This is a genomic window from Ruegeria sp. AK11 (assembly GCF_056541095.1).
Genome location: NZ_JBQFXU010000002.1, coordinates 288,972 through 311,543, shown reverse-complemented (window position 1 = coordinate 311,543; position 22,572 = coordinate 288,972). Strand labels below are relative to the sequence as shown.

Genomic DNA, 22,572 nt, shown 5'->3' with positions numbered 1-22,572 from the left:
TCTTGCCCTCAAAGCGCCGATTTCATTGCGGCCACAATCGCATGATGCAGTGACCCGGCAGACGATCTTGGCCCGTAAATACTGAACGAACCAGAAGCACGGCACAGGACGAAACACCCCAGGTGATGGATAGACGTGCGGGATGCGGCTCCAACCGCCATCTTTCGGCAATCCAGATTGCTTAGCAATTCCAGCACTGCCAACACGCCTTCTCCGTCCAGATCAAACCTGACCCATGCGTCTGTCTGTTCGGAAACCGATGCGTTGTCCCCAGTGCGTTCTTTCACCAGATGCGCCAGATCTTCATGTGTCTCAAAGGGCGTTTCGATCATCCATTGATCAGGCCCGGTCCAGAAGGCAACGATCGGCCCGCCGGTAAATTGCCCGACGGCAGGCGTTTCCGCTCCGATCACTTGGGATACGGCATTCCGGGTCTTGTCTTCCCGACCCTGCCGAGCGGCGACCGAGGCCAGCGCCACACCCGGGGTTTCGGTACAGGTCACGCTTCCGACCCTGTCGATCTTGGGTTCGGTTTCACCCAGCGCGGTTATTGCTACAAGATCATGCACGGAGCCGTTCTCCCTCAGGGTCGACGAAATGGGCCGAGACGATTTCAACCTCGACCGTCAGATCGGTCACTGGCGACACAAGGCGCATCTTTTCACCCTGACGTGTGCCGCCGTTTTTCAAGAAGCCAAGGCCGATATGGCTGTCCAGCGACGGCGAAAATGCCGCCGATGTGACATAGCCCTGATCATGGGCAGCATCCACCGGACCCGTGGCATTCATCAGATGCCCTCCGGCGGTTACCTTGTCGCCAGCGTTCACAGGCTTGATTCCAACCATCATCAAAGCATCGGGTTCGTTCAGCCCTTCACGCTCGGACAGGATTGAGCCGATGCTGTCTTTTTTCTTGGATACCATCCGACCCATTCCAAGGTTCAGGGCGGTGGTGGTTCCGTTCAACTCGTTGCCTGCGGCGTGACCCTTTTCGATCCGCATGACGCCCAGCGCTTCGGTGCCGTAGGGTACGACATCGAACTCTTCACCTTTCTGCATCAAACGCCGCATCAGCGCGTCGCCGTATCGCGATGGCACCGCGATTTCAAAGGCCAATTCGCCCGAGAAGGAAATACGGAACAACCGCGCGCGCAACCCGCCGCATACGGTGATGTTGCCGCAAGCCATGAACGGGAAGCCTTCGTTCGAGAGGTCGAACTCGGGATCCACGATCTTTTGCAGAAGTTTGCGCGAATTGGGCCCGGCTACCGCGTATTGTGCCCAGGCTTCGGTGGTCGAGATCAGCTGTACATCCATGTCCGGGAACAGGCATTGCCGGACAAATTCCATATGCTGGTAGACCTTGACCGCATTCGCAGTTGTGGTGGTGACCACGAAATGATCCTCGGCCAGACGCGCGGCGGTACCGTCATCCATCGCAATTCCGTCTTCGCGCAACATCAGCCCATAGCGGGTTTTTCCGACGGCCAGTTTAGCAAATCCGTTGCAATAGACCCTGTTCAGGAAATCCGCCGCATCCGCACCCTGAACATCAATCTTTCCAAGCGTGGTGCAGTCGCACACCCCGACCGAGGCACGGGTCTGGCGCACCTCACGGTCAACGGACTCGCGCCAATGGGTTTCACCGGGCAGCGGGAACCACTGTGCGCGCAGCCAATTGCCGACCTCGACAAACACCGCGCCGCGTTCCTTGGCCCAGTAATGTGACGGGGTCAGGCGAGTTGGATGAAACTCTTTGCCTTTCATCCGGCCAGCAAAGGTTGCAATCGGAACGGGCGTATAGGGCGGGCGGAAGATCGTTGTGCCGGTTTCCGGAATGGACTTACCTGCAAGTTCGGCCATGATCGCAAGCCCGCCCATGTTCGAGGTCTTGCCCTGATCGGTGGCCATGCCCAAGGTGGTATAGCGTTTCAAGTGCTCGACCGAACGGAACCCTTCCTGATGGCTGAGCTTCACATCCTTGACGGTCACGTCGTTCTGCTGATCCAGCCACGCGCGGCTGCAACCCTGAACATACCAGAACGGTGTCTGCGAGATCGGGGTATCCTCGGCCTTAGGCAGATCGGGCAGCGGGCCTTTCAGGCCCAGCGCCTGCGCCGCACCTTCTGCCCCGGATTGCAGGGCGCCATGGGTGGACATCACACCATTCGCCGCCCCTGCGACGGACAGCCCAGGCGGCAAGTCCGTGCCAGGCACAAAGGCCGCCAGATCTTCGTTCCAAGCGGGACGCCCCCGTTGGTGGCAGGTCAGATGCACGTTGGGGTTCCAGCCACCCGAAACGCCAAGCGCCCCGCAGTCCAGCGTGCGCGACGACCCGTCTGCCAGCTCAACCTCGACAAAGGTCAGCCCCAGTCGGCCTTTGGTGTCCCTGACCTGCGCGCCGCGCAGAACTTCATAGTCATGGCTGGTCGGGGCGTCGTCACGGACGTCGACGACAGCAGCAATCCTGACACCTTTTGCGTGCAGGTCTGCAGCGGTGCGGTGGCCGTCATCGTTGTTCGTAAAGATGGCGACACGTTGCGCCGCCGTGGTTGCAAACCGATTGGCATAGGTGCGCAACGCACTTGCCAGCATGATGCCGGGTCTGTCGTTGTTTTCAAACGCGATGGGCCGCTCGGTCGCGCCAGCGCATAACAGGGCGCGTTTGGCGTAGATGCGCCAGAGTATCTGGCGCGGTTTACCGGAAGGCAGAGAAGCAAGATGATCGCCCGTCCGCTCAACTGCACCATAGATGCCGTGATCAAAGGCACCGATCACGGTCGTGCGCGGCATCAGGCGGACGTTGGGCATTGCTGACAGTTCAGCGACACTCTGCTTAACCCATTCGGTCGCATCACCGTCGTTCAGCGAAAAGGTTTCACTGTTGAGCCGCCCACCAAGTGCGAAATCCTCATCCGCAAGAATGACCTCGGAACCGGCCCGGCCCGCAGTCAGTGCCGCCATCAATCCGGCTGGACCCGCGCCGATTATCAGCAGATCGCAATGCCGGAACCCTTTGTCATACTCATCGGGGTCTTCCTGCATCGACAACGACCCAAGTCCCGCAGCGCGGCGGATCATCGGCTCATACAGCTTTTCCCAGAACGCAGCAGGCCACATGAAGGTTTTGTAGTAGAACCCCGCCGTCAGAAAGGTCGAGAATCTGTCGTTGATCGCCAGAGCATCGAATTTCAGGCTGGGCCAGCGGTTTTGGGAATGGGCTTCAAGCCCCTCGAACATCTCAACGGTCGTGGCACGGGTGTTGGGTTCCTGACGGTTGCCGGTGCGCAGCTCGACAAGGGCGTTGGGTTCTTCCGAACCGGCAGTCAGCACGCCACGCGGGCGATGGTATTTGAACGACCGGCCCATCAGGCGCACGCCATTGGCCAGAAGGGCCGAGGCCAGCGTATCGCCCGGATGCGCAGTGTAACTGCGGTTGTCGAATTTGAAGTTCAGGGTTTTGGTGCGGTCGATCTGACCGCCGCTCAGCCTGTTGTCTTGAGTCATTTGGAGCGCCCCTGTGCCCGGGCCACGTCACGGGCCAGTTCCACTTTGGAAATCTCATGTGTCGCGGTATTGCGGGTCACGACCAGCCAGGATCGGTCGCCCCCCTCGTGGAACCACAACTCGCGGTGTTCGCCAGCTGGATTGCCGCGCAAATAGGCGTAGTCAAAAAACGCTTCGGCGGCATCTTCGGCCTGCCAACCGGGCCTGTTGATCAGCGAAGCGTCTCCCAGATAGACGAATTCGGAACTGTCACGCGGGCCCAGCAAGGGATGATGGATGATCATGGTGCTGCTCCCCTCAGTGCAGGTTGGGCTGGTTGCCCATACCTTTTTCGTCGATCATGCGGCCAGTGCGGAACCGGTCGAACCGGTAGGCGGTGGCTGTCGGGTGCGGTTCATCCTTTGCCAGCAGATGCGCAAAACAATACCCCGACGCCGGAGTTGCCTTGAACCCGCCGTAACACCAGCCGCCGTTGAAATAGAGGCCATCGATGCCGGTCCGGTCGATGATGGGCGATCCATCCATGGACATATCCATGATCCCGCCCCACATCCGCAGCAGGCGCGCGCGACCGATCATCGGCATCAGGGCCATGCCGCCCTCGCAGACATCTTCGACCACGGGCAGGTTGCCGCGTTGTGCGTACGAATTGTACCCGTCGATATCGCCACCAAAGACCAGCCCGCCCTTGTCGGACTGGCTGACATAGAAATGCCCCGCGCCAAAAGTGATCACCCCGGGCAGAACCGGCTTCAGACCTTCTGACACGAAGGCTTGCAGGACATGGCTTTCGATTGGCAACCGCATACCCGCCATGCCCATGACACGCCCCGAATTTCCGGCCACGGCACAGCCAACCTTGCCTGCGCCAATGAACCCTTTCGACGTCTCAACCCCCAGACATTTTCCGTTTTCTATCCGGAAACCGGTCACTTCGCAGTTTTGGATGATATCGACACCGTGGCTGTCTGCTGAACGGGCATATCCCCAGGCCACCGCGTCGTGCCGAACCGTGCCACCACGCCGCTGGGCCAGCCCGCCCTTGATCGGGAACCGGGCATCGTTGAAGTTCAGGAACGGGTATTCCTTGCGCACCTGTTCGGCATCCAGCAGCTCGGCATCCGCGCCGTTCAGGATCATGGCGTTGCCACGTCGCGTAAAGGCGTCGCGCTGGGCGTCTGTGTGGATCAGGTTGATGATCCCGCGCTGGCTGACCATCGCGTTATAGTTTACGTCCTGCTCAAGACCTTCCCACAGTTTCAGCGAGAACTCGTAGAAAGGTTCGTTGCCGTCCAGCAAATAATTCGAGCGGATAATGGTTGTATTGCGCCCGACATTGCCGCCACCGATCCAGCCTTTTTCAATCACCGCCACATTGCGGAGGCCAAATACCTTTGACAGGTAATGCGCCGTTGAAAGGCCATGACCGCCACCGCCGATGATCACAATGTCGTAATGTGGCTTGGGCTCCGGCTCGCGCCAGGCCGGTGTCCACCCTTTGTGCCCGGTAAGAGCCTCTTTGATGACTTTGAAACCAGAGTATCGCATGAATCGGACCTTTTTTTTCAGAATCCGCGAAAAAACCGAATTTGGATACTCTAGAATCCGACATCTGTTGTGTTGAATCAGACACCACGACAATCAGCGGTGCATGCTTAATCTTGCGATTTTTTGTTACTGTTGCTTTCAGCGCGCGGTGTCCGCCACGCCGTCCTGCTGCGCCGACAAGGGTCAGAACAGCCGGTAGCCAAAGCTATACACGCGATTTCAGAACCACATAGTTGTGGGGTTCAGCGCCTAAGACGTCATCAGAAAGACAACGACGGCATAGCCGATGATGGCGGCATATCCCAACGGGTAAATCCATTTGATCGCGTAATTGTCGAGCTTTCTGGCCGTCTCTTCCCGACCGGAAACTTTCAATTTACGCAACATCACGCTGAAGACGATAATCGTTCCTGTCATCAGGAACATGCATTGCAGAATGAAGTCCAGAAACGTCAGATAGCCAAGCTTGGGCAAGTCAGCGGAAATGGCCCAGTTGAAGGCCACAAAGACTAACAGGTTGCCGCCTGCGATCTCGATCCGTTTTCGGTATTCATCCAGAAAGAAAAGCGCCCATCCTACCGTGATCAGCACCAGCATCGGCAGGAATATGCGGATGGTGTAATATGTCAGGTGCCGGGTGCCTTCGAAGACAAGTTCGACCCGGTCGCTTTCGTTTCCTGACAAACCGGTCGTCGTTGACGTCAGAGCCCTGGCATTGCCAAGTATCCATTCCTCTTCGCCCAGCATATCACCCAGGCCGGAGTATTCATCAAGCGAGTGATAGTGAACGAATTGCGAAGGAAACACCGATACGACCTCGAAGTGAAATTCCTGCGTATCGAACGGGTATTTGCGAAAGTTGAAATGCGGAGCCTGCAAGGTCAGCGAGGATTTTTCGACAAAAGTCACATGACCATCATGACGCACGGCAACTGCGGATTCATGAATCCATCGATTGGACTGTTGGTTATGGATAACAAAAGCCGGGGTTACCACATCCAGCTCAGCGGCGTATTTCACGAAAGCGGGCGGTTCAAAAACCCGAAAATCACGACCAAGGCTTTCCGCATCAAACGCCAGCTCCGGGTCTGTCCATTCGAACCGCAGTACAACCACGGCACCATAGTTTTCGGATTGCTGATCGACACCGGTAATCTGGTCGATCTTGATACCAACCCCGACTTTCAGCGGGTTGTCCGGGGTTCCCACCAGCGTATCCTGCTGCCCTTGGAACAAGCCCTGCGCAAAAACAGCGCCTGGAAGGACAGACGCGAAAAGCAAAAGAACGAAACCTGCAAACAAGCTTTTCATGATCGTCAGAAACGCATTTCGCAATGGTGAAACTGGGCCCAATAAGCAGGCCCAGCAAACTGATGTCATTCAGACCAGGAAATGGCGGTCAGGTCGATTGCCGCAGTCGGTGCGTTCTCCCACAGGCCCTGAACACCGGCCTTGGCGACGCCCAGCTTGGCCAGCTGGAACAGGTACCCATTGACATAATCGTTCGAGATGAGGCGCTGTGCCTCACCCAGAAGACGGGTCCGTTCCTCGGGGTCGGTGGTGGTGTTCAGCGTCTCCATCAGCGTCTGAAAGTCGATGCTGTCATACTGGAAGTAATAGTCGGGCCGCGCATAGATGCCGATATCCATCGGTTCGGTATGGCTGACGATGGTCAGACCAAATTCCTTGCCCTTGAACACCGATTCCAGCCACTGGGCCCATTCGACGTTGATGATCTCGGCCGTGATGCCGACCTCGGCCAGCTGTGCGGCGATGATTTCACCGCCCCGGCGCGCATAAGATGGCGGTGGCAAGTGCAGAGTTGTCTCGAACCCGTTTTCAAATCCCGCCTCTGCCAGCAAAGCCCTGGCCTTTTCGGGATCATACGCGGACTGGCCCGTCAGATCGACATAAGCGGGGTTGTGTGGCGCAAAATGCGTGCCGATAGGGGTGCCGTACCCGAACATGGCGCCGTCGATGATGGCCTGCCGGTCAATCGCATGGGCCAACGCCTGCCGGACCCGAATATCATCGAATGGCGGCTGTTTGTTGTTGGTGGACAGGATCGTTTCCCCCTCGGTCGATCCAACCAGAACCTGAAACCGCGGGTCAGCCTCGAACTGGGGCAGGTTTTCCGGTGCCGGGAAGTTGTCGAACACGTCCACGTCTTCGGCCATCATGGCCGCGAAAGCGGCGGTCGGGTCTGAGATGAATTTGAACGTCGCAGTCTCTAAAGCGGGTTGATCGCCCCAATAATTGGGGTTGCGGTTCAGTGTTATGCTGTCGCCCTGAACCCAGTCGCCAAAGGTAAATGCACCTGTACCAACCGGGTTTGTCTTGATGTTCTCGATGCTTTCGGGCGCGACGATCACCGCGTCACCCCAGGCAAGGTTGAACAGGAAGTTGCCGTTCGGATCGGCCAGGGTGATCCTGACCGTCAGTGGATCCACGGCCTCGACGCTTTCGATCCCTGCAAACAGAGCTTTCTGCGCGTTGGCGCTGTCCTCGGCCGTGGCCCGGTCAAGGCTGAATTTGACATCCTCGGCATCCATAGTCGTGCCGTCATGGAAGGTCACGCCGTCGCGCAGTTTGAAGGTATAAGTTTTGCCGTCTTCGGAAATCTCCCAGCTTTCCGCAAGGCCGGGCACGACCGAGCCGTCGCCCATGAAACGGGTCAGACCTTCGAAGATGTTGGTGTAGACAACCGAATCGATGGCCTGAGCTGCGGCGCTGGTCGGATCCAGATGCGGGGGTTCCAACTGCATGGCGATGGTGATGTCGGATTTGGCCAAAACCTGCGTCGCCAACAGGCTGGCGCCAATCGCCACGGTCGACACGAATGTTCGAAGCACGTGTTTTGTCATGTGAACTCTCCCAACTGAAAATCTGCGCCCATGTTTTCCGGGCCGTTTTATCGGCAGTGTTCCTTTAAACCTGAGGTCAATCAAGGGAATGTTCGCGCAACCGGGGTTTCTTTGGCCCCGGCCGATCTGCTATGCCGCACTGCAACATAAGCCCTGCAGGAGCCAACCATGAGCGCCACCGCCCGCAAAAAGGCCCCGAACGCCGAAGATATTCGCGCCCGAAAAGGCGGCGTGCCTCTGGTCTCGCTGACCGCATACACAACGCCTATGGCGCGCCTGATGGACACGCATTGTGACTTTGTTCTTGTGGGGGACAGCGTCGGGATGGTTTTGCACGGGCTGGAATCCACCCTTGGTGTCACGATGGAGATGATGATCCTGCACGGTCAGGCCGTCGCACGCGGGTTGAGCACGGCGATGATGGTCATCGACATGCCGTTTGGCAGCTATGAGGAAAGCCCGGCACAAGCGTTTCGCAACGCGGCGCGGCTGATGGCGGAAACCGGTGCGGGGGCAGTCAAGCTGGAAGGCGGTGCCGAGATGGCCGAAACCATCCGCTTTCTGGTCAAGCGCGGCATCCCGGTGATGGCGCATATCGGTCTGACCCCGCAATCGATCAACACGCTGGGCGGCTACAAGGTGCAGGGGCGCGACGAACAGGCCGAAACCGTCATGGCAGATGCCCGCGCCGTGGCCGAGGCCGGCGCGTTTTCCGTGGTGCTTGAGAAAGTGCCGCAAGGTCTGGCCGACAGGATCACCGAACAGGTTGCCATCCCCACCATCGGAATCGGAGCGTCCGCCGGTTGTGACGGGCAGATTCTGGTCGTCGATGACATGGTTGGCTTTTTCACCGCCTTCAAACCCAAATTCGTCAAACGCTATGCCGAGCTTGGCCCGTTGGCCGAAGCCGCCATCGCAGATTACGCGGCCGAAGTGCGTGCGCGAACATTTCCGGCGGACGAACATGTCTTTGCTGATCAGGCTCCGGCGAAAGGACCAAAGACGTGACCGCGCCGATCCTGCGCTCGCTGGCGGAACTGCGGACCAAGACGACAGAATGGCACCGCGCAGGTGACGTTATCGGCGTTGTTCCGACCATGGGCGCATTGCACGAAGGGCATTTGTCGCTGGCGCAGGCCGCCAAGGAGAACTGTGACCGGGTGATCGTGACGATCTTTGTGAACCCCAAGCAGTTCAACAACCCCGAAGACCTGGCGAACTATCCCCGCACGGAACATGAAGACGCCCAAAAGCTGGCCCCTTATGGCGTGGATGCGATCTATGTGCCGGACCCTCAGGAAATCTATCCCGACGGCTTTTCCACCACGGTATCCGTGACCGGTTTGACCGACATGATGGAAGGCCCGTTTCGCCCCGGCCATTTCGAAGGCGTGGCCACTGTAGTGGCCAAACTGTTCCTGCAAACGCAGGCGGACCGAGCCTACTTCGGGGAAAAAGACTATCAGCAACTGCTGGTGGTGCGCCGCATGGCCCGCGATCTGGACATTCCCATCGAGGTTGTCGGCTGCCCAACCGTGCGCGAGCCTTCTGGGCTGGCAATGTCGTCGCGCAATCTGCTTTTGTCGCCTGAGGGTGTAAAGGTCGCGTCCCGCATGAACGAGATCATGCGGCGGGTGGCAGATAAGCTTGCCGCTGGCAAGGATTTCGCGGCGCTGGCGCAAGACGCAAAAGCCGCATTGCTGGACGCTGGTTTTACCGAAGTGGAATATATCGATCTGCGCTGCGCCGAGACGCTGGAAAGCCTGCCCAATGCCAGCAAACCCGCGCGCTTGTTCGTTACGGCCTGGGCCGATGGCGTCCGCCTGATCGACAATATTCCCGTCGATCCGGTCTGATTTCTGCTCTGGCCCCGGCGCCGTTGTTTGCGCTAAAGTCGCGCAAAATGACACCGGGGAGAGCGGACATGACCTTTATTCTGGCAATTGATCAGGGCACCACGTCCTCGCGCGCGATCCTGTTCGACGGGCAGATGAACCGTGTTGGCACCGCTCAGCAGGAGTTCCCCCAGCATTTCCCGCAAGAAGGTTGGGTTGAACACGACCCCGAGGATATCTGGTCCAGCGTCATGCATGTGTGTCGCGAGGTGATGGAAAGCGCCGGTGTTTCGGCTGACCAGATCACGGGTATTGGTATCACCAACCAGCGTGAAACCACCGTGGTCTGGGACAAGCAGACCGGCAAGGCCATCCATAACGCGATTGTCTGGCAGGACCGCCGCACCGCCGAAATCTGCGCCCGATACAAGCAAGCCGGGTGTGAAGATGACGTCACCGCCCAGACCGGCCTGCTGCTGGACCCTTATTTCTCGGGCACCAAGGTCAAATGGCTGCTGGACACCGTTTCAGGCGCACGCGCGCGGGCTGAGGCCGGAGAGTTGCTGTTCGGCACCATCGACAGTTTCCTGATCTGGCGTCTGACCGAAGGTCGTGTCCATGCCACTGACGCCACCAACGCCGCCCGCACCCTGCTGTTCGACATTCACAAAGGCGCCTGGAGCGCTGAGATTTGCGAATTGCTGGATGTACCCGTTCAAATGTTGCCGACCGTGCAGGATTGCGCCTCGGATTTCGGCGCAACCACCTTGCTTGGTGGGAATATCCCCATTCTGGGTGTGGCAGGCGATCAGCAGGCAGCCACCATCGGTCAGGCCTGTTTCCAGCCCGGTATGATGAAATCCACCTATGGCACGGGCTGTTTCGCGCTGCTGAACACGGGCGCGCAGCCGGTTGAATCGAAAAACCGCCTGCTGACAACAATCGCTTACCAATTGGACGGTCAGCGCACCTATGCGCTGGAAGGGTCGATCTTTATCGCCGGGGCCGCCGTGCAATGGCTGCGCGATGCGTTGCAGATCATCGATTCGGCCCCGCAAAGCGGCGATCTGGCGGCGCAGGCCGACCCGAACCAGCATGTGATTCTGGTGCCGGCGTTCACGGGCCTTGGGGCTCCTTACTGGAAGCCGGATTGCCGCGGTGCGATGTTCGGGCTGACACGCAATTCCGGCCGGGCCGAGATTGCCCGCGCCACGCTGGAAAGCATCGCCTTTCAGACCCGCGACCTGTGGCACGCCATGCAGGGCGACTGGGGGGCCGAGGCGGATGTCATCTTGCGCGTCGACGGCGGGATGAGTGCATCTGACTGGACCATGCAGGGTCTTTCAGATTGTCTGGGTGCCCCGGTGGATCGCCCGGTTATGCAGGAAACGACCGCCCTAGGCGCCGCATGGGTGGCAGGTATGAAAGCCGGGATTTACCCGGATCAGGCCGGTTTTGCCGAAACATGGGCGCTGGACCGCCGGTTCGAGCCAACGCAAGAGCAAGCCGAACGCGACGCGGCCTATGATCGCTGGCAACGGGCGGTTCAGGCGGCGATGGCGTTCTAGCTGTGATCTTTCAACAAGCGCTGCTTTTGCCGTGACCAGTCGCGCTTGGCCTGGGTTTCGCGCTTGTCGTGGGTTTTCTTACCCTTGGCGATGCCGATTTTGATCTTGGCCAGTCCTCTGTGGTTGAAATACAGAACCAGCGGCACCAGCGTCATGCCCTTGCGCTGCGTCGCGTTCCACAGGTTCGACATCTGCTTGCGGGACACCAGCAGTTTCCGGCGGCGACGTTCTTCATGCTTGAACATCTTGGCCTGCTCATACGGCGCGATATAGCTGTTGACCAGCCACAGTTCTCCGTCATCGACCGTGGCATAGCTTTCGGCGATGTTCGAGCCGCCCGCGCGCAGGGATTTGACCTCGGACCCCTGCAGGATGATGCCACATTCAATGTCCTCTTCGATTGCGTAATCGAAGCGGGCGCGCCGGTTTTCGGCGATTACCTTGTAATTCGGGTCTGTCTTCTGCTTGGCCATGACGCGTTGATTTAGGCGGCTTGGGCCGCCCTTGCAAGGCAGGGATTTTCGGTGTGCCTCAGGATTTAGCTGAAATGATCAGGTCCGGGCCGAAAATCGTGTCCGCATGGTTGTGCAGGTAGATCTTGAGCCACGGTGTAAACCGATCCGGGTGGCGGGCCACTTCGGCCAACAGGTCATGGTAGTCGATCCAGCGGATATCCATGACTTCGTCCGGATCAGGCGCGATTTTCAGCGGTCCGCGCACATGGGCCAGAAAAACGTCGACCACTTCGTTTTCCACCATGCAGTTCCCAACATCGGCGTGGTATTCCAAACGGTGACGGTATTCAGGATAAAGACCTGTGATCCCCAGTTCTTCGTTCAAACGGCGCACGGCGCAGGTTGACGAGCTTTCGTCCCAGTCGGGGTGTGTGCAGCAAGTGTTCGCCCACAGGCCGGGCGTGTGGTACTTGCCCAGCGCCCGACGCTGCAACAAAATCTCGGTGCCCCTAACGACAAACACCGACACGGCCTTGTGCTTGAGGCCCTTTTCGTGAGCTTCAAGTTTGTCTACCGGGGTCAATTCACCATTGACCCAAGCCGGGATCATAATGCCCATCTGTCCTCTCCTGTTGCCAATCCGCCTGACGGGCGCTGATGTTGGGTTTAGCTGTTGCCGGGTCGGCTTGGCGTTGCGGCACACTCTGCGGTTTGCCGTCAGATACCAAAGTGGCGCTGTTCTACACTGGTATCAATCGCACCAAAGGCCGCAGGGGCTGCGGCCTTTGGTCCTTGTGCATGGGTGCACAATGCTAGCGTTTATTCGCCTGATACACTGACGATATAGGCGTAGACGTCTTCACCGCCGCTTTTCAGTTTGAAGGTCATTTTCGACTTGGCAGCGGTGTCGTCCAGATACGATTTCAGGAAGCCCTTAGGGTCCTGCGTGTATTCCGCAAAGGAGGCCTCATCCCAGACCAAACCCTTCTCACCGGCTGCGACGATGCTGTCGCCATATTTGAAGTCTTCGTAGGTTCCGGCAGTGCGGCCGGCGACACCAAAGAGGTTGGGACCGGTTTTTCCGCCTTTGACAATGACTTCTCCGGCCGGGTCAGCGATCATGTGGCAGGACTTGCATTTGTTGAAAGCTTTCTCACCGGCTTCGGCATCGCCTTCGGCATGGGCGGGCAGCGCCAGCAGGCCAGCGATTGCGATAGTGAGGATACGATTCATAGCTTGTGCTCCGATACAAATTGGCTGCACCGAATGGACCCCCGGCGCATAAAAGTGTCAACGCGCGGATTGCCGCGCGCATCTACAGTGCCACTGCGACACATGGTGTGTCCTTAACTTAAGTCATGTACAGCGGTCCAGCAGGGCAACAGGTCTCCTTCCGCCGGGGTCGCCAGATAAACCGCCCGCGCGATGGCGCGGGACAGGCACAGCGAAGCCGCGTGCCCGATCAGAGCGAGATCGGCCTCGGATGCGATGGGGCGGGCGCCGGTACTGATGCCAAAAACCAGATCACCGTCGCCGGGTGTGTGTGCGGGAAGGATCGCCCGGGCAATTCCGTCGTGGGCGGCAACGGCCAATCTTTGGCATTGTGGTTTGGTCAATGCGGCATCCGTGGCAACGATGGCGATGGTCGTGTTTGTCTGTTCGGGTTGCGCTGGACTCATGGCCATCGCTTTGCGGCTGGGGCGGATCCGGCTTTGATCCGGCGACATATCGGGGCCCAGCCCGCCAAATTCTGCACCTTGTTCAAAGGGTGCCGCCCAAAAGTGCCGGTCACCCGGTGTTGTGACACTGCCCAGCGGGTTCGTCGCAACGAGGGCCCCGACCGTGACCCCATCAGGCAGAATGGACGAAGCAGAGCCAAGCCCGCCCTTCTGCATTGCGGCCAACGCCCCGGTGCCCGCCCCGACGGACCCCAAATCAAAATCTTTTGAAGCGGCCAGATAAGCGGCTCGCCCCAGCGCACGATAGGGGTTTTCCGCCCAATCCTTTGCACCGCCATTGAGCAGATCAAACAGGATCGCGCCGGGAATGATCGGAACCTTCGCGGACCCGACGGGAAATCCGCGCCCTTCGGCCCGCATCGCATCTGAAACACCCGAGCAGGCGTCCAGTCCAAATGCCGATCCGCCGGACAGAACCAGCGCGTCCACCCCTGTGACGGTTTTATCAGGCGCAAGCAGATCGGTTTCGCGCGTACCCGGTGCCCCGCCCATCACATGGACCGACGCTACAAACGGTTTATCTGCCGTGAGAACCGTGGTCCCGGACTTCAGAGCGTCGTCCTGTGCGTTTCCAACCTTCAGGCCGGGGACATCGGTAATCAGGTTTCTTGGTCCAGGGATCATCTTGAACTCGGGATTGGTGCGGGGAAGCGCGCGGGCGCGCGCTGCCTCCGGCGGGGATATTTTTGGCCAGATGAAGAGCGGATCAGATACATCGGCCGCCATCAACCTCGAGCGCGGTGCCGGTGATCATGCTGGCCTCGTCCGAACACAGGAAACAGGCGGCGTTGGCCATGTCTTCGGGTGTTGAAAACCGTCCCAATGGGATGGTCGCCAGGAACTTGGCGCGAATCTCGGGCGTGTCTTCGCCCATGAAAGATTTCAACAGCGGTGTTTCACCCGCGACTGGACAGATCGCGTTCACGCGAATGCCGGTTGGGGCCAGTTCGACCGCCATAGTTTTGGTTGCCGTGATCATCCACCCTTTGGACGCGTTGTACCAGTTCAGATTCGGGCGCGGTGACAGGCCCGCTGTCGAGGCCACGTTCAGAATTGCGCCCGCGCCGCGCGCCTTCATATGGGGAACAAATGCCCGGGCGGTCAGATAGACGGACTTCATGTTCACGTTGAAGACCCGGTCGAAATCATCCTCGGTGACGTTTTCCAGAGGGGTTGGCAAGTGGGTGACACCTGCATTGTTTACCAGAATATCGAGCGCCCCAAAGGCGGCAAGTGCCGTGTCCGCCATCACTTGAACCGAAGCCCCGTCGCCGACGTCGACCTGATGCGCCAATGCCCCGGCCCCAAGTTGCGCCGCCATCTCAGCGGCTGCGTCACCGTTGATATCCGCAATCATGACGCGTGCGCCTTCGGCTTGGAATTTCTGCACGATCCCCGCACCGAACCCGGATGCGCCGCCGGTGACGATTGCGGTTTTTCCCTCCAGCCTCATGACGTTACCCTTTTGCAGCCTTTGCGGGCCAGACTATCAACGCCCCGGCAAGATGCCAGATCAATCTTCAGACACCTTGCCCCGCAGCGCCTTGACGTCGCCACGCGCCTTTTTCGCGGCAAGCCGACGCTTGACCGAGCCATAGGTCGGTTTCGTTGCGATCCGCCGTTTAGGTTTGACCAGCGCGCGGGAGATCAGTTCCGCCAGCCTTGCGCGCGCGATTTCACGGTTGCGGACCTGCGAGCGTGTTTCCTCACATTGAATGATGATTGCGCCGTCTTTGGTCCAGCGTCGCCCGGCCAGTCGCTTTAACCGGGCCTTGACCGGATCGGGCAAGGACGGCGAGCGTGCAGCTTCGAAGCGCAGCTCGACTGCGGTCGACACCTTGTTGACATTCTGCCCTCCGGGACCGGACGACCGTACAAAGCTTTCGGTCATTTCCCAGTCTTGCAGCGCGATATCATCGGTGATGTGCAGCATGGCAGTGTCAGCTTGGTGACTTGGGCGAATGAAAAAGAAGAGTCGCGATCCCGACCCGTGCCGTCGGATACCCGCAACATGCGGGCGGGCGTAAGCCATTGCGGCACAGCATTTCAGCAAGTCTCCTCATCCTCGGTGCCTAACGCAGTGCATATGTGCGATCAAGCCTGCTTTGGCAGGTCGCGCAATTCAGAATCCTGGCGGTGGCCGGGACGTTTGTTCGCGTCAGCTGCGTTCTTTACCGAAGACGTCATGTTGTTGGCGCCCGGCGAGCCCCTGCTGCGCGGGCGCGAAGCGTTCATCGAAGCCTATAAGGAAAGAATGAAGGAAAACATCGGCGGAACACATACAAATGAGTTGATCGATTTCGGTGTCGATAGTGATACCGCCTATCAGGTCGGATCCTTTGCATTTGCTGACTCTGATCCGCCGGAAAAAGGGAAGTTTGTGAACGTCCTGAAACGCCAGACGGATGGCACCTGGAAAGTCAGCATTTCCATTTCCAACAGTGACCTTCCTTAGCGGTCCTGAGTGGAGAGCGAGCAGACATGGAACCGCGGTGTCAGGCGATTGACTGGCCCTGAGCCCCGCGGGCGATATCACGCAACACCTTCAGCTCCAGCTCGTCTTCCTCATGCACCCGTGCCAGGATTTCTTTACTGCTCACAACGGCAATTGCTTTTCCATTCTGAGTTACGACAAGGTTTCGGATCTTGTGTTTGGCCATCAGATTAAGACCGGTCGACAACTTCGAGCCCAGCGCGCAGGTGACGGGTTTTTCCGTCATCCAGTCACCCACAGTCTGCTTGTAAAAAGCCGAGCCGGAATCCGCCAGGCACAGCAGCACGTCATGATCCGTGATAATCCCGACCAGCTTCCCATCGCTGAGAACCGCCAACGCATTCACGTCCAGCAACGCAATGGTGACGGCCGCATCGAACACCGTTGTGTCAGTGTCGCAAAATGGCGGCTTTTTCAGGTTCTGCGTTTTGACAATGCTTGAGATCGTCATGTCTTCCTCGTGATTGAGCGCCCGACCCCTGTGTTGATCAGGGCGCATGAAAAACACTAATTCAGGAGTGGCATCATCGCCGTTGCAAGGCTCAGGACCAGAAAAAAACCCGCCATGTCAGTGATCGTTGTCAGCAAAGGGCCACTGGCGACCGCCGGGTCCTGACCGATGCGCTTTAACAACAATGGCAGAACGCCACCGATCGATACCGCGATGATCGTGTTCAGGCCCAGCGCGCCGCCAATCACCAAACCCAGAAACGGGTTTCCTTTCCACATCCAGGCAACGAGTCCGATTAGCAGGCCAAGGACACAGCCGTTGATGATGCCGACCGAGACCTCTTTTAACCAGACCCGCATAGCATCAATGGGCCGAACCAGACCAAGCGAAAGCTCGCGCATGCTGACAGCAACGGCCTGATTGCCGGAACAACCGCTCATATCCGAGACCATCGGCAGGAACACAGCCAGTGCGATCACGGCGGCAAGGGTCTGTTCATAGGCGGCAATCACGCTGGCCGCGGCCACGTTGAGCACGATGTTGGCCGACAGCCATTGAAGCCGACGCCGCGCCCTGAGCGGCAAGGGCATCGATCGCAGTTCGTCCCCAAAGACACCCTGACGTTTCAGGCTTGCGGATTCCGCGCGCTCTAGCAGGGCCTCATCCACGGCAGAACGGGAAACGACACCCACAAGGTTCCCGTCCGTTTCGACAACCGGCAACCCAAGAAAAGGGTGCTCATCGAAAAGGTCCTCCAGTTCTTCCAGTGGCATGCCGGCCGGAACCGTGATAGGGGGCACCATGATATCGGTGAGTTTGATGCTTCGCCGTGTGGACAGCAGGCTGCGTAAGGACAGCACTCCGACAGGCACGCCATCGGAATTCAAAACGTAGGGGTGCTGGCCACGGTAACGTTCCAGATCGTATTCTTCATGAGCGAAACGCCGCAGAACCTTTCCGACTGTATCGCCATCGGAAAAGGTAAAGGCTTCGGCCACCATCAGACCACCGGCGACATCGTCGTCATATTCAACCAGCCGCCGGACATCCGCCGCATCTTCCGGGTCCATCCGGGCAAGGATCGCTTCTGCATCGGCGTCTTCTAGTTCACCGATCAAATCCGCCTGAATGTCGGAATCCAGCTCAAGGATGATCTCGGCGGCCTGTTCGGATACCAAGCGTTCAACAAGATCGACCGCCAGCGCGTTTGGCGCTTCTTCGACCAGTTCGGCCGCACGTTCCGGTGGCAGCAACGAGAGCGCGGCGCTTCGCTGGTCAACGGGCAGGTTGAGCAATTCCCGCAAGGCATCGCTGAGCGAAAGCGGATCAAGCAGGTCTGCCAGCGCCGCCCCGTCGCGATTTTCCAACGCCAGCTGAAGCTGCGTCCCTGTTTCCTTTGGTAAGGAGTCCGTATCGCTCATCCGCCGACCTGTGGGGGTATAGATTCTTAACTTACGCCGATATAGCAGAAATTATTTGCCTATAGACAAAAAAATTTTTGATTTGTAAGAAAGTGCATGCAGGAAAATGACTGGATATCCGCCGCAGCCGAACGTCTGGCCGTCTTGTACGATCAGGAGTTTGGCGGCAAGGCCAGCGGACGGTATCGCATTCCGGACAAGTTGGTGCGTCGGATCGCCGGGCGCAGGCGTTTGTATGAAGCAGATATCCGCGCCCTGTCGATCGCACTTTTTGAACTTGGGTATGTGTTAATCGATATGGATAGTTTTTACGTTGTGATGAGCGCGAATTCGTTTGTGAATTACCGGCGCGCCAATGATGACTGCGTGGCTTAGTCGCCATGGCTAAACAAACAGGATACCCCGAAGTCATAGGATGGCGCGAGCGGATCAGCCTGCCCGAGTTCGGGATCGAGCATATTCCAGCAAAGATAGACACAGGCGCCAGAACCGCGGCCCTGCATGCCGTGGACCAGACCGTGTTCGAGGTTGATGGCGAACGATGGGTCGAGTTCATGATCCCGGTCCATAACCGCCGTTCATCGGGTCGGGTGCGCACGCGGGTTGTAGACGAGCGGGAAATCAAGAACACTGGTGGCATTCCGGAACGCCGGTTGATTGTCAGAACGCAACTTCTGCTTGGACGGCATCGCTGGCTGATCGACGTTTCGCTGGCCAATCGCGCGAGGATGGAGTTTGATCTGATCCTTGGCCGTACCGCCATTCGACGGCGCGGGATCCTTGTCGATCCCGGCCACTCATATCTTCTGGATGCACGAAAAGACCCGAAAAAGATGAAGAGCAAGACAAGATCCAAGGACGCAGAAGGACGACATCAATGAAGCTTGTCATGCTTGCCCGAAATCCAAACCTGTATTCCCACCAGCGTCTGAAAGAGGCTGCTGAACAACGCGGGCACCAGTTGGATATCGTGAACACGCTACGCTGTTACATGAATATCGCGTCGCGCCGACCCGAGGTTTATTACGACGGCAAAAAGCTTGGGCGCTATGACGCGGTGATCCCACGGATCGGCGCTTCGGTCACATTCTATGGGCTGGCCGTGTTGCGGCAGTTCGAAATCATGGGTGTATTTCCGCTCAACGAGTCGGTTGCAATTGGCAGATCCCGTGACAAGTTGCGGTCCATGCAGCTGATGGCACGTGACGGGATCGGATTGCCGGTCACCACCTTCGCGCATGACCCGAAACAGACCGACGAAGTTCTCAAACTGGCGGGGGACGCTCCGCTGGTGGTCAAGCTGCTGGAGGGCACGCAGGGCATCGGAGTGGTGCTTGCGGATTCAAACCGGTCGGCAAAATCCGTGGTCGAGGCGTTTCGCGGCGCCAAGGTCAACATCATGGTACAGGAGTTCATCAAGGAAGCAGGCGGCACGGATATTCGTGCGCTTGTGGTCGGTGGAAAGGTGATCGCGGCGATGCAACGAAAAGGGGCAGAGGGCGAGTTCAGATCAAACCTGCATCGGGGTGGCAGCGCCAAGCCTATCAAAATCTCACCCGAGGAACGCTCGACAGCCGTGCGTGCGGCCAAGGCCATGGGTCTTAATGTGTGCGGTGTCGATATGCTGCGCGCCAATCACGGCGCCGTGGTGATGGAAGTAAACTCTTCGCCCGGGCTTGAAGGTGTTGAAAAGGCCACCGGCATTGATGTCGCGGGCAAAATCATCGAGTTTCTCGAAAAGAATGCAGCCAAAGGCAACACAAAGACACGAGGCCGTGGGTAAAGGTGATGCGCGGTCCCTTTGAAATCGGAGGTTTTCGCGTACCGCCCGGCACACGAACCACTCTGGATTTGCCGGTTAGCGTACTGTCGGATCACACGCCGGTAAGCATGTCAGTACACGTGGTTCACGGTCGCCGCCCCGGACCGGTCCTGTTCGTCAGTGCCGCCGTTCACGGCGATGAAGTGATCGGCGTGGAAATCGCGCGGCGACTGCTTCGGGCGCCACAACTTGACAAGCTTGCGGGTACCTTGCTGGTTATCCCGATCGTGAATGCCTTTGGTTTCATGACACATTCCCGATACCTTCCCGACCGGCGCGACCTGAACCGTTCCTTCCCCGGCAGCGAGGGGGGGTCGCTGGCCGGTCGGCTGGCGCATCTTTTCATGACCGAGATCGTCGAGCGGTCGGACCTGGGGATCGATCTTCATTCTGCCGCGATTCATCGCACCAATCTGCCGCAGATCCGCGTCTCTCCGGCTTCGGATGTCACCCTTAGATACGCGGATGCCTTCGGTGCGCCCGTGGTGATGATTTCAAAGCTGCGCGACGGGTCACTGCGCAAGGCCGCGCAAGAGCGTGGTGTGGATATCCTGCTGTTCGAGGGCGGTGAGGGTCTGCGTTTCGACGAACTGTCTGCGCGGGCGGGGGTTGCAGGCATCCTTCGGGTGATGAACGCAAAGGGCATGGTTGCCAAGCGTGGCATCGCCGCTGTGCGCGAAAAGCCTGTCCATGTCCGGTCAAGCTCATGGATGCGCGCGCCCGCCGGTGGCCTGTTGCGGACTTTCAAAGCGACCGGAGAATACGTGGCCGCCGGTGACCTGCTTGGACGCATTTCCGACCCGTTCGGAGAACTCAGGACCGATATCATCTGCGAAACCACGGGTATCATCGTGGGGCGCACTAATCTGCCTGTCGTTCATGAAGGTGACGCGTTGTTTCATATTGCGGAAACGACCGGCTCGGATGTCGAAATGCGGGTCGATACAATTGCCAGCCAGCTTGACGGCGATCCGATGTTCGATGAGGACGAGATCATTTAGACGCCGGAGCCAAAAGAAACGCGGGGCAGTTGCCTGCCCCGCGCCAGCCTACAGGATCGCACGCAATCTGTTGCTCGCCAGCGCCTCCCAAGCGGCGAGCGCGATCAGCGCAGATCCCGTGAGCCAAGCATTTGCCACTGCCACACCATGACCGGTAAAATGCAGCACCTCGGGCGCGGCGATCAGCAATGCCCCGACCGCCAATACCGGAGCCACCCGTGCGAGAAGGTGGCCCCGGCCGCTAGCGCCTGACATGACCAACACACCAATACCGATCGTCATGAAGGCGAGCGACTCACGGTCAGACGAACCGTGAGCTAGGGTTTTCTGGCTGAACAGTACAAATGGGGACAGCACTAACCAGATACCCATTCCGGCAAGCATCCACCTGTAGGGTGGAGAGGGGTTTCTCATGTTCTTGGCAACCCTGGCTTATTCGTCACCTTTGGGATCAGGAAGCAACTTTGCCTCGACCGCAGCGACCATTTCTTCGTCATTGACGAAACCGTCGGCATCCGTGTCAATTTCGGCAAAGCTCTCACTGGTAATATCGGGATACTTTGTCTGTAGCTCGGTCAGCGAAGCCAGACCATCACCGTCCGTGTCCAGTCCTACCGGCAAGGCAGCGGCCGGAAGGGCAAGGAATGACGCGAGCAGAGCAACAACAGAAACTCGACTCATTTTGTTCTCCATCAGGGAATGGGCGGTTTACCCATTGAGGGGTTGGTGCAGCGCTTGGGTGTCGGAGGCTTATCTACGGCAGACAGATTACACCTGTTCCGCAGATCGGGTTGTCCACTATACGATGAAAACTGTTGATTGGCGGTCCGATCCGGTGGGGGCACTTTCGCGCTACGCAGCATATATCGCACATCCGCATAGCGTTGAATAACGAATTTATATCACCCATAATATCGAATATTCAAATAGGTGAACGATGGACATTGAGCTCGCCCGAACTTTCCTTGCGGTCGTTGAAACCGGTACTTTTCTTGACGCAGCGGACAAGGTCCATGTTACGCAATCGACTGTCAGCATGCGGATTCGAACGCTCGAACAACAGCTTGGACAGCCCGTTTTTGAACGCAGCAAGTCTGGTGCGACCCTGACCATTGCCGGGCGGCATTTCCTCAAACATGCGCAGGTTCTGGTGCGAACGTGGACCCAGGCTAAGCTGGATGCCGGTCTGCCTGCTTCGATGGCAGCCGCCTTGGAAATCGGCGCAACACCAAGCCTTTGGGACGGCTATCTAATCAACGCCCTGCCCGAGTTGATGGCGGCACTCCCTGACGTCGCCATCCGGGCGACAGCGGCCTCGTCGGAAACACTCACGCGCGAAATCGAGGAAGGCAGCCTGGGTCTTGCCATCATGTACCGGCCGCGAAACGCACCGGGCTTGTCCGCGCTCCAGCTTTTCGAGGACGAGTTTGTTCTTGTCAGCAGCGGCCCGGAAGCCCTGCCCGCTGATCTGGGCAACGCTTATGTCCTGATAGACTGGGGCCCGGAGTTTCGCGCCGATCATATGTTGAACTTTCCGGAACTTGATGCACCGCGCCTTCAGCTGGGCATTGGCACCCTCGGCCTGCAATATCTTCGGTCGGTTCCCTCGGCCGGATATTTCCCACGGCGTGTTGTCGAACCGGAGCTTTGCAACGGGTGGCTCAAGTTGATCGAAATGGCACCCAGATTCGCTTATGCCGCCTATGTCGTGTTCGATGAAAGCGAGGAAGAAGGATATCCGGGTCAGGCCGCGCGGCAGCTTTGCCAGACATCAAGTGCACGCGGCCAGACACCGAAGCTTTGACGACACGTATTCATGCCTTTGTCGCGATCAGGTTCCAACAATGGATCGAGCTCAGCCAGCCCC

25 protein-coding genes are annotated in these 22,572 nt (G+C 58.5%); 9 read left to right on the top strand and 16 right to left on the bottom strand.

What is annotated here, in order from left to right; genetic code table 11:
- Window positions 1-8: 8 nt before the first annotated feature.
- The 6 genes from ACR0D9_RS09040 to ACR0D9_RS09015 all read right to left on the bottom strand — a co-directional run bounded on the left by ACR0D9_RS09040 (window position 9) and on the right by ACR0D9_RS09015 (window position 7,919).
- Window positions 9-569: a sarcosine oxidase subunit gamma gene (locus tag ACR0D9_RS09040; RefSeq protein ID WP_480538482.1), complete on the bottom strand. Its 561-nt coding sequence runs from the start codon at window positions 567-569 to the stop codon at window positions 9-11.
- Window positions 562-3,507: a sarcosine oxidase subunit alpha family protein gene (locus tag ACR0D9_RS09035; RefSeq protein WP_480538480.1), complete on the bottom strand. Its 2,946-nt coding sequence runs from the start codon at window positions 3,505-3,507 to the stop codon at window positions 562-564. The genes ACR0D9_RS09040 and ACR0D9_RS09035 overlap by 8 nt, the downstream gene beginning before the upstream one ends.
- Window positions 3,504-3,791, bottom strand: coding sequence for a sarcosine oxidase subunit delta (locus ACR0D9_RS09030; RefSeq protein WP_480538478.1), 288 nt, complete (start codon window positions 3,789-3,791; stop codon window positions 3,504-3,506). Before ACR0D9_RS09030 ends, ACR0D9_RS09035 begins: the two co-directional genes overlap by 4 nt.
- Window positions 3,792-3,804: 13 nt before the next feature.
- The gene (locus tag ACR0D9_RS09025; protein WP_480474535.1) at window positions 3,805-5,055 is read right to left on the bottom strand and encodes a sarcosine oxidase subunit beta family protein; all 1,251 of its coding nucleotides are present in this window, start codon (window positions 5,053-5,055) and stop codon (window positions 3,805-3,807) included.
- A gap of 249 nt (window positions 5,056-5,304) precedes the next feature.
- Window positions 5,305-6,264 (bottom strand): ligand-gated ion channel, encoded by a 960-nt coding sequence (locus ACR0D9_RS09020; protein ID WP_480482727.1) that lies wholly within the window; start codon window positions 6,262-6,264, stop codon window positions 5,305-5,307.
- A gap of 167 nt (window positions 6,265-6,431) precedes the next feature.
- Window positions 6,432-7,919: an ABC transporter substrate-binding protein gene (locus ACR0D9_RS09015; RefSeq protein ID WP_480538476.1), complete on the bottom strand. Its 1,488-nt coding sequence runs from the start codon at window positions 7,917-7,919 to the stop codon at window positions 6,432-6,434.
- A gap of 168 nt (window positions 7,920-8,087) precedes the next feature.
- Here ACR0D9_RS09015 and panB point away from each other — a divergent pair, with 168 nt between their 5' ends.
- The 3 genes from panB to glpK all read left to right on the top strand — a co-directional run bounded on the left by panB (window position 8,088) and on the right by glpK (window position 11,322).
- Complete coding sequence (panB, locus tag ACR0D9_RS09010; protein WP_480487855.1) at window positions 8,088-8,927, top strand: 3-methyl-2-oxobutanoate hydroxymethyltransferase; 840 nt, start codon at window positions 8,088-8,090, stop codon at window positions 8,925-8,927.
- Window positions 8,924-9,775: a pantoate--beta-alanine ligase gene (panC, locus tag ACR0D9_RS09005; protein WP_480482723.1), complete on the top strand. Its 852-nt coding sequence runs from the start codon at window positions 8,924-8,926 to the stop codon at window positions 9,773-9,775. The genes panB and panC overlap by 4 nt, the downstream gene beginning before the upstream one ends.
- 68 nt (window positions 9,776-9,843) lie before the next feature.
- Window positions 9,844-11,322, top strand: coding sequence for a glycerol kinase GlpK (gene glpK, locus ACR0D9_RS09000; RefSeq protein ID WP_480538474.1), 1,479 nt, complete (start codon window positions 9,844-9,846; stop codon window positions 11,320-11,322).
- On the opposite strand, the gene smpB is transcribed toward glpK, so the two are convergent.
- The 6 genes from smpB to arfB all read right to left on the bottom strand — a co-directional run bounded on the left by smpB (window position 11,319) and on the right by arfB (window position 15,449).
- A complete protein-coding gene (smpB, locus tag ACR0D9_RS08995; protein ID WP_209505165.1) occupies window positions 11,319-11,795 on the bottom strand; it encodes an SsrA-binding protein SmpB in 477 nt (158 codons plus the stop codon). The genes glpK and smpB overlap by 4 nt on opposite strands.
- 58 nt (window positions 11,796-11,853) lie before the next feature.
- Window positions 11,854-12,396: an isopentenyl-diphosphate Delta-isomerase gene (gene idi / locus ACR0D9_RS08990; RefSeq protein ID WP_480487859.1), complete on the bottom strand. Its 543-nt coding sequence runs from the start codon at window positions 12,394-12,396 to the stop codon at window positions 11,854-11,856.
- Between the two features lie 200 nt (window positions 12,397-12,596).
- A complete protein-coding gene (locus ACR0D9_RS08985; protein ID WP_480482716.1) occupies window positions 12,597-13,010 on the bottom strand; it encodes a c-type cytochrome in 414 nt (137 codons plus the stop codon).
- Between the two features lie 113 nt (window positions 13,011-13,123).
- Complete coding sequence (locus tag ACR0D9_RS08980; RefSeq protein ID WP_480482714.1) at window positions 13,124-14,140, bottom strand: P1 family peptidase; 1,017 nt, start codon at window positions 14,138-14,140, stop codon at window positions 13,124-13,126.
- Window positions 14,141-14,222: 82 nt separating this feature from the next.
- On the bottom strand, window positions 14,223-14,969 hold the full coding sequence (locus ACR0D9_RS08975; RefSeq protein ID WP_480482712.1) for an SDR family oxidoreductase: 747 nt from the start codon (window positions 14,967-14,969) through the stop codon (window positions 14,223-14,225).
- Window positions 14,970-15,029: 60 nt separating this feature from the next.
- On the bottom strand, window positions 15,030-15,449 hold the full coding sequence (gene arfB / locus ACR0D9_RS08970) for an alternative ribosome rescue aminoacyl-tRNA hydrolase ArfB (RefSeq protein WP_480538473.1): 420 nt from the start codon (window positions 15,447-15,449) through the stop codon (window positions 15,030-15,032).
- 78 nt (window positions 15,450-15,527) lie between these two features.
- Here arfB and ACR0D9_RS08965 point away from each other — a divergent pair, with 78 nt between their 5' ends.
- Window positions 15,528-15,971 (top strand): YybH family protein, encoded by a 444-nt coding sequence (locus ACR0D9_RS08965; protein ID WP_480528888.1) that lies wholly within the window; start codon window positions 15,528-15,530, stop codon window positions 15,969-15,971.
- Between the two features lie 40 nt (window positions 15,972-16,011).
- Here ACR0D9_RS08965 and ACR0D9_RS08960 read toward each other — a convergent pair whose 3' ends face one another.
- Together ACR0D9_RS08960 and mgtE are read right to left on the bottom strand one after the other, a co-directional pair.
- On the bottom strand, window positions 16,012-16,461 hold the full coding sequence (locus ACR0D9_RS08960) for a CBS domain-containing protein (protein WP_480487867.1): 450 nt from the start codon (window positions 16,459-16,461) through the stop codon (window positions 16,012-16,014).
- 56 nt (window positions 16,462-16,517) lie between these two features.
- Window positions 16,518-17,882 carry a magnesium transporter gene (gene mgtE, locus ACR0D9_RS08955; RefSeq protein ID WP_480487869.1) on the bottom strand — a complete coding sequence of 455 codons (1,365 nt, stop codon included), beginning with the start codon at window positions 17,880-17,882 and terminating at the stop codon, window positions 16,518-16,520.
- Window positions 17,883-17,978: 96 nt separating this feature from the next.
- Here mgtE and ACR0D9_RS08950 point away from each other — a divergent pair, with 96 nt between their 5' ends.
- Genes ACR0D9_RS08950 through ACR0D9_RS08935 form a run of 4 tightly spaced genes read left to right on the top strand, consistent with a single transcriptional unit; the run spans window position 17,979 to window position 20,705 of the window.
- On the top strand, window positions 17,979-18,257 hold the full coding sequence (locus ACR0D9_RS08950; protein WP_480482704.1) for a hypothetical protein: 279 nt from the start codon (window positions 17,979-17,981) through the stop codon (window positions 18,255-18,257).
- Between the two features lie 5 nt (window positions 18,258-18,262).
- Window positions 18,263-18,763 carry an ATP-dependent zinc protease family protein gene (locus ACR0D9_RS08945; protein ID WP_480487871.1) on the top strand — a complete coding sequence of 167 codons (501 nt, stop codon included), beginning with the start codon at window positions 18,263-18,265 and terminating at the stop codon, window positions 18,761-18,763.
- Window positions 18,760-19,665 carry a 30S ribosomal protein S6--L-glutamate ligase gene (gene rimK / locus ACR0D9_RS08940; protein WP_480487873.1) on the top strand — a complete coding sequence of 302 codons (906 nt, stop codon included), beginning with the start codon at window positions 18,760-18,762 and terminating at the stop codon, window positions 19,663-19,665. The genes ACR0D9_RS08945 and rimK overlap by 4 nt, the downstream gene beginning before the upstream one ends.
- Window positions 19,666-19,670: 5 nt before the next feature.
- A complete protein-coding gene (locus tag ACR0D9_RS08935; RefSeq protein WP_480487875.1) occupies window positions 19,671-20,705 on the top strand; it encodes a succinylglutamate desuccinylase/aspartoacylase family protein in 1,035 nt (344 codons plus the stop codon).
- A gap of 48 nt (window positions 20,706-20,753) precedes the next feature.
- On the opposite strand, the gene ACR0D9_RS08930 is transcribed toward ACR0D9_RS08935, so the two are convergent.
- Together ACR0D9_RS08930 and ACR0D9_RS08925 are read right to left on the bottom strand one after the other, a co-directional pair.
- Window positions 20,754-21,077, bottom strand: coding sequence for an SPW repeat domain-containing protein (locus tag ACR0D9_RS08930; protein WP_480487877.1), 324 nt, complete (start codon window positions 21,075-21,077; stop codon window positions 20,754-20,756).
- 60 nt (window positions 21,078-21,137) lie between these two features.
- Complete coding sequence (locus ACR0D9_RS08925) at window positions 21,138-21,386, bottom strand: EF-hand domain-containing protein (protein WP_480487879.1); 249 nt, start codon at window positions 21,384-21,386, stop codon at window positions 21,138-21,140.
- A 256-nt stretch (window positions 21,387-21,642) separates the two neighbouring features.
- On the opposite strand from ACR0D9_RS08925, the gene ACR0D9_RS08920 reads away from it, so the two are divergent.
- Complete coding sequence (locus tag ACR0D9_RS08920; protein WP_480538471.1) at window positions 21,643-22,509, top strand: LysR family transcriptional regulator; 867 nt, start codon at window positions 21,643-21,645, stop codon at window positions 22,507-22,509.
- Window positions 22,510-22,572 lie beyond the last annotated feature (63 nt).

Coding starts and splice junctions, on each gene's coding strand:
- panB (WP_480487855.1), top strand. CDS start 8,088: ATGAGCGCCACCGCCCGCAAAAAGGCCCCGAACGCCGAAGATATTCGC.
- mgtE (WP_480487869.1), bottom strand. CDS start 17,882: ATGAGCGATACGGACTCCTTACCAAAGGAAACAGGGACGCAGCTTCAG.
- idi (WP_480487859.1), bottom strand. CDS start 12,396: ATGGGCATTATGATCCCGGCTTGGGTCAATGGTGAATTGACCCCGGTA.
- ACR0D9_RS08960 (WP_480487867.1), bottom strand. CDS start 16,461: ATGACGATCTCAAGCATTGTCAAAACGCAGAACCTGAAAAAGCCGCCA.
- ACR0D9_RS08920 (WP_480538471.1), top strand. CDS start 21,643: ATGGACATTGAGCTCGCCCGAACTTTCCTTGCGGTCGTTGAAACCGGT.
- ACR0D9_RS08945 (WP_480487871.1), top strand. CDS start 18,263: ATGGCTAAACAAACAGGATACCCCGAAGTCATAGGATGGCGCGAGCGG.
- rimK (WP_480487873.1), top strand. CDS start 18,760: ATGAAGCTTGTCATGCTTGCCCGAAATCCAAACCTGTATTCCCACCAG.
- ACR0D9_RS09030 (WP_480538478.1), bottom strand. CDS start 3,791: ATGATCATCCATCATCCCTTGCTGGGCCCGCGTGACAGTTCCGAATTC.
- ACR0D9_RS08985 (WP_480482716.1), bottom strand. CDS start 13,010: ATGAATCGTATCCTCACTATCGCAATCGCTGGCCTGCTGGCGCTGCCC.
- ACR0D9_RS08935 (WP_480487875.1), top strand. CDS start 19,671: ATGCGCGGTCCCTTTGAAATCGGAGGTTTTCGCGTACCGCCCGGCACA.
- ACR0D9_RS08980 (WP_480482714.1), bottom strand. CDS start 14,140: ATGATCCCTGGACCAAGAAACCTGATTACCGATGTCCCCGGCCTGAAG.
- ACR0D9_RS09025 (WP_480474535.1), bottom strand. CDS start 5,055: ATGCGATACTCTGGTTTCAAAGTCATCAAAGAGGCTCTTACCGGGCAC.
- ACR0D9_RS08965 (WP_480528888.1), top strand. CDS start 15,528: ATGCGGGCGGGCGTAAGCCATTGCGGCACAGCATTTCAGCAAGTCTCC.
- ACR0D9_RS09035 (WP_480538480.1), bottom strand. CDS start 3,507: ATGACTCAAGACAACAGGCTGAGCGGCGGTCAGATCGACCGCACCAAA.
- glpK (WP_480538474.1), top strand. CDS start 9,844: ATGACCTTTATTCTGGCAATTGATCAGGGCACCACGTCCTCGCGCGCG.
- smpB (WP_209505165.1), bottom strand. CDS start 11,795: ATGGCCAAGCAGAAGACAGACCCGAATTACAAGGTAATCGCCGAAAAC.
- ACR0D9_RS08925 (WP_480487879.1), bottom strand. CDS start 21,386: ATGAGTCGAGTTTCTGTTGTTGCTCTGCTCGCGTCATTCCTTGCCCTT.
- arfB (WP_480538473.1), bottom strand. CDS start 15,449: ATGCTGCACATCACCGATGATATCGCGCTGCAAGACTGGGAAATGACC.
- ACR0D9_RS08975 (WP_480482712.1), bottom strand. CDS start 14,969: ATGAGGCTGGAGGGAAAAACCGCAATCGTCACCGGCGGCGCATCCGGG.
- ACR0D9_RS08950 (WP_480482704.1), top strand. CDS start 17,979: ATGCAGGAAAATGACTGGATATCCGCCGCAGCCGAACGTCTGGCCGTC.
- ACR0D9_RS08930 (WP_480487877.1), bottom strand. CDS start 21,077: ATGGGTATCTGGTTAGTGCTGTCCCCATTTGTACTGTTCAGCCAGAAA.
- ACR0D9_RS09015 (WP_480538476.1), bottom strand. CDS start 7,919: ATGACAAAACACGTGCTTCGAACATTCGTGTCGACCGTGGCGATTGGC.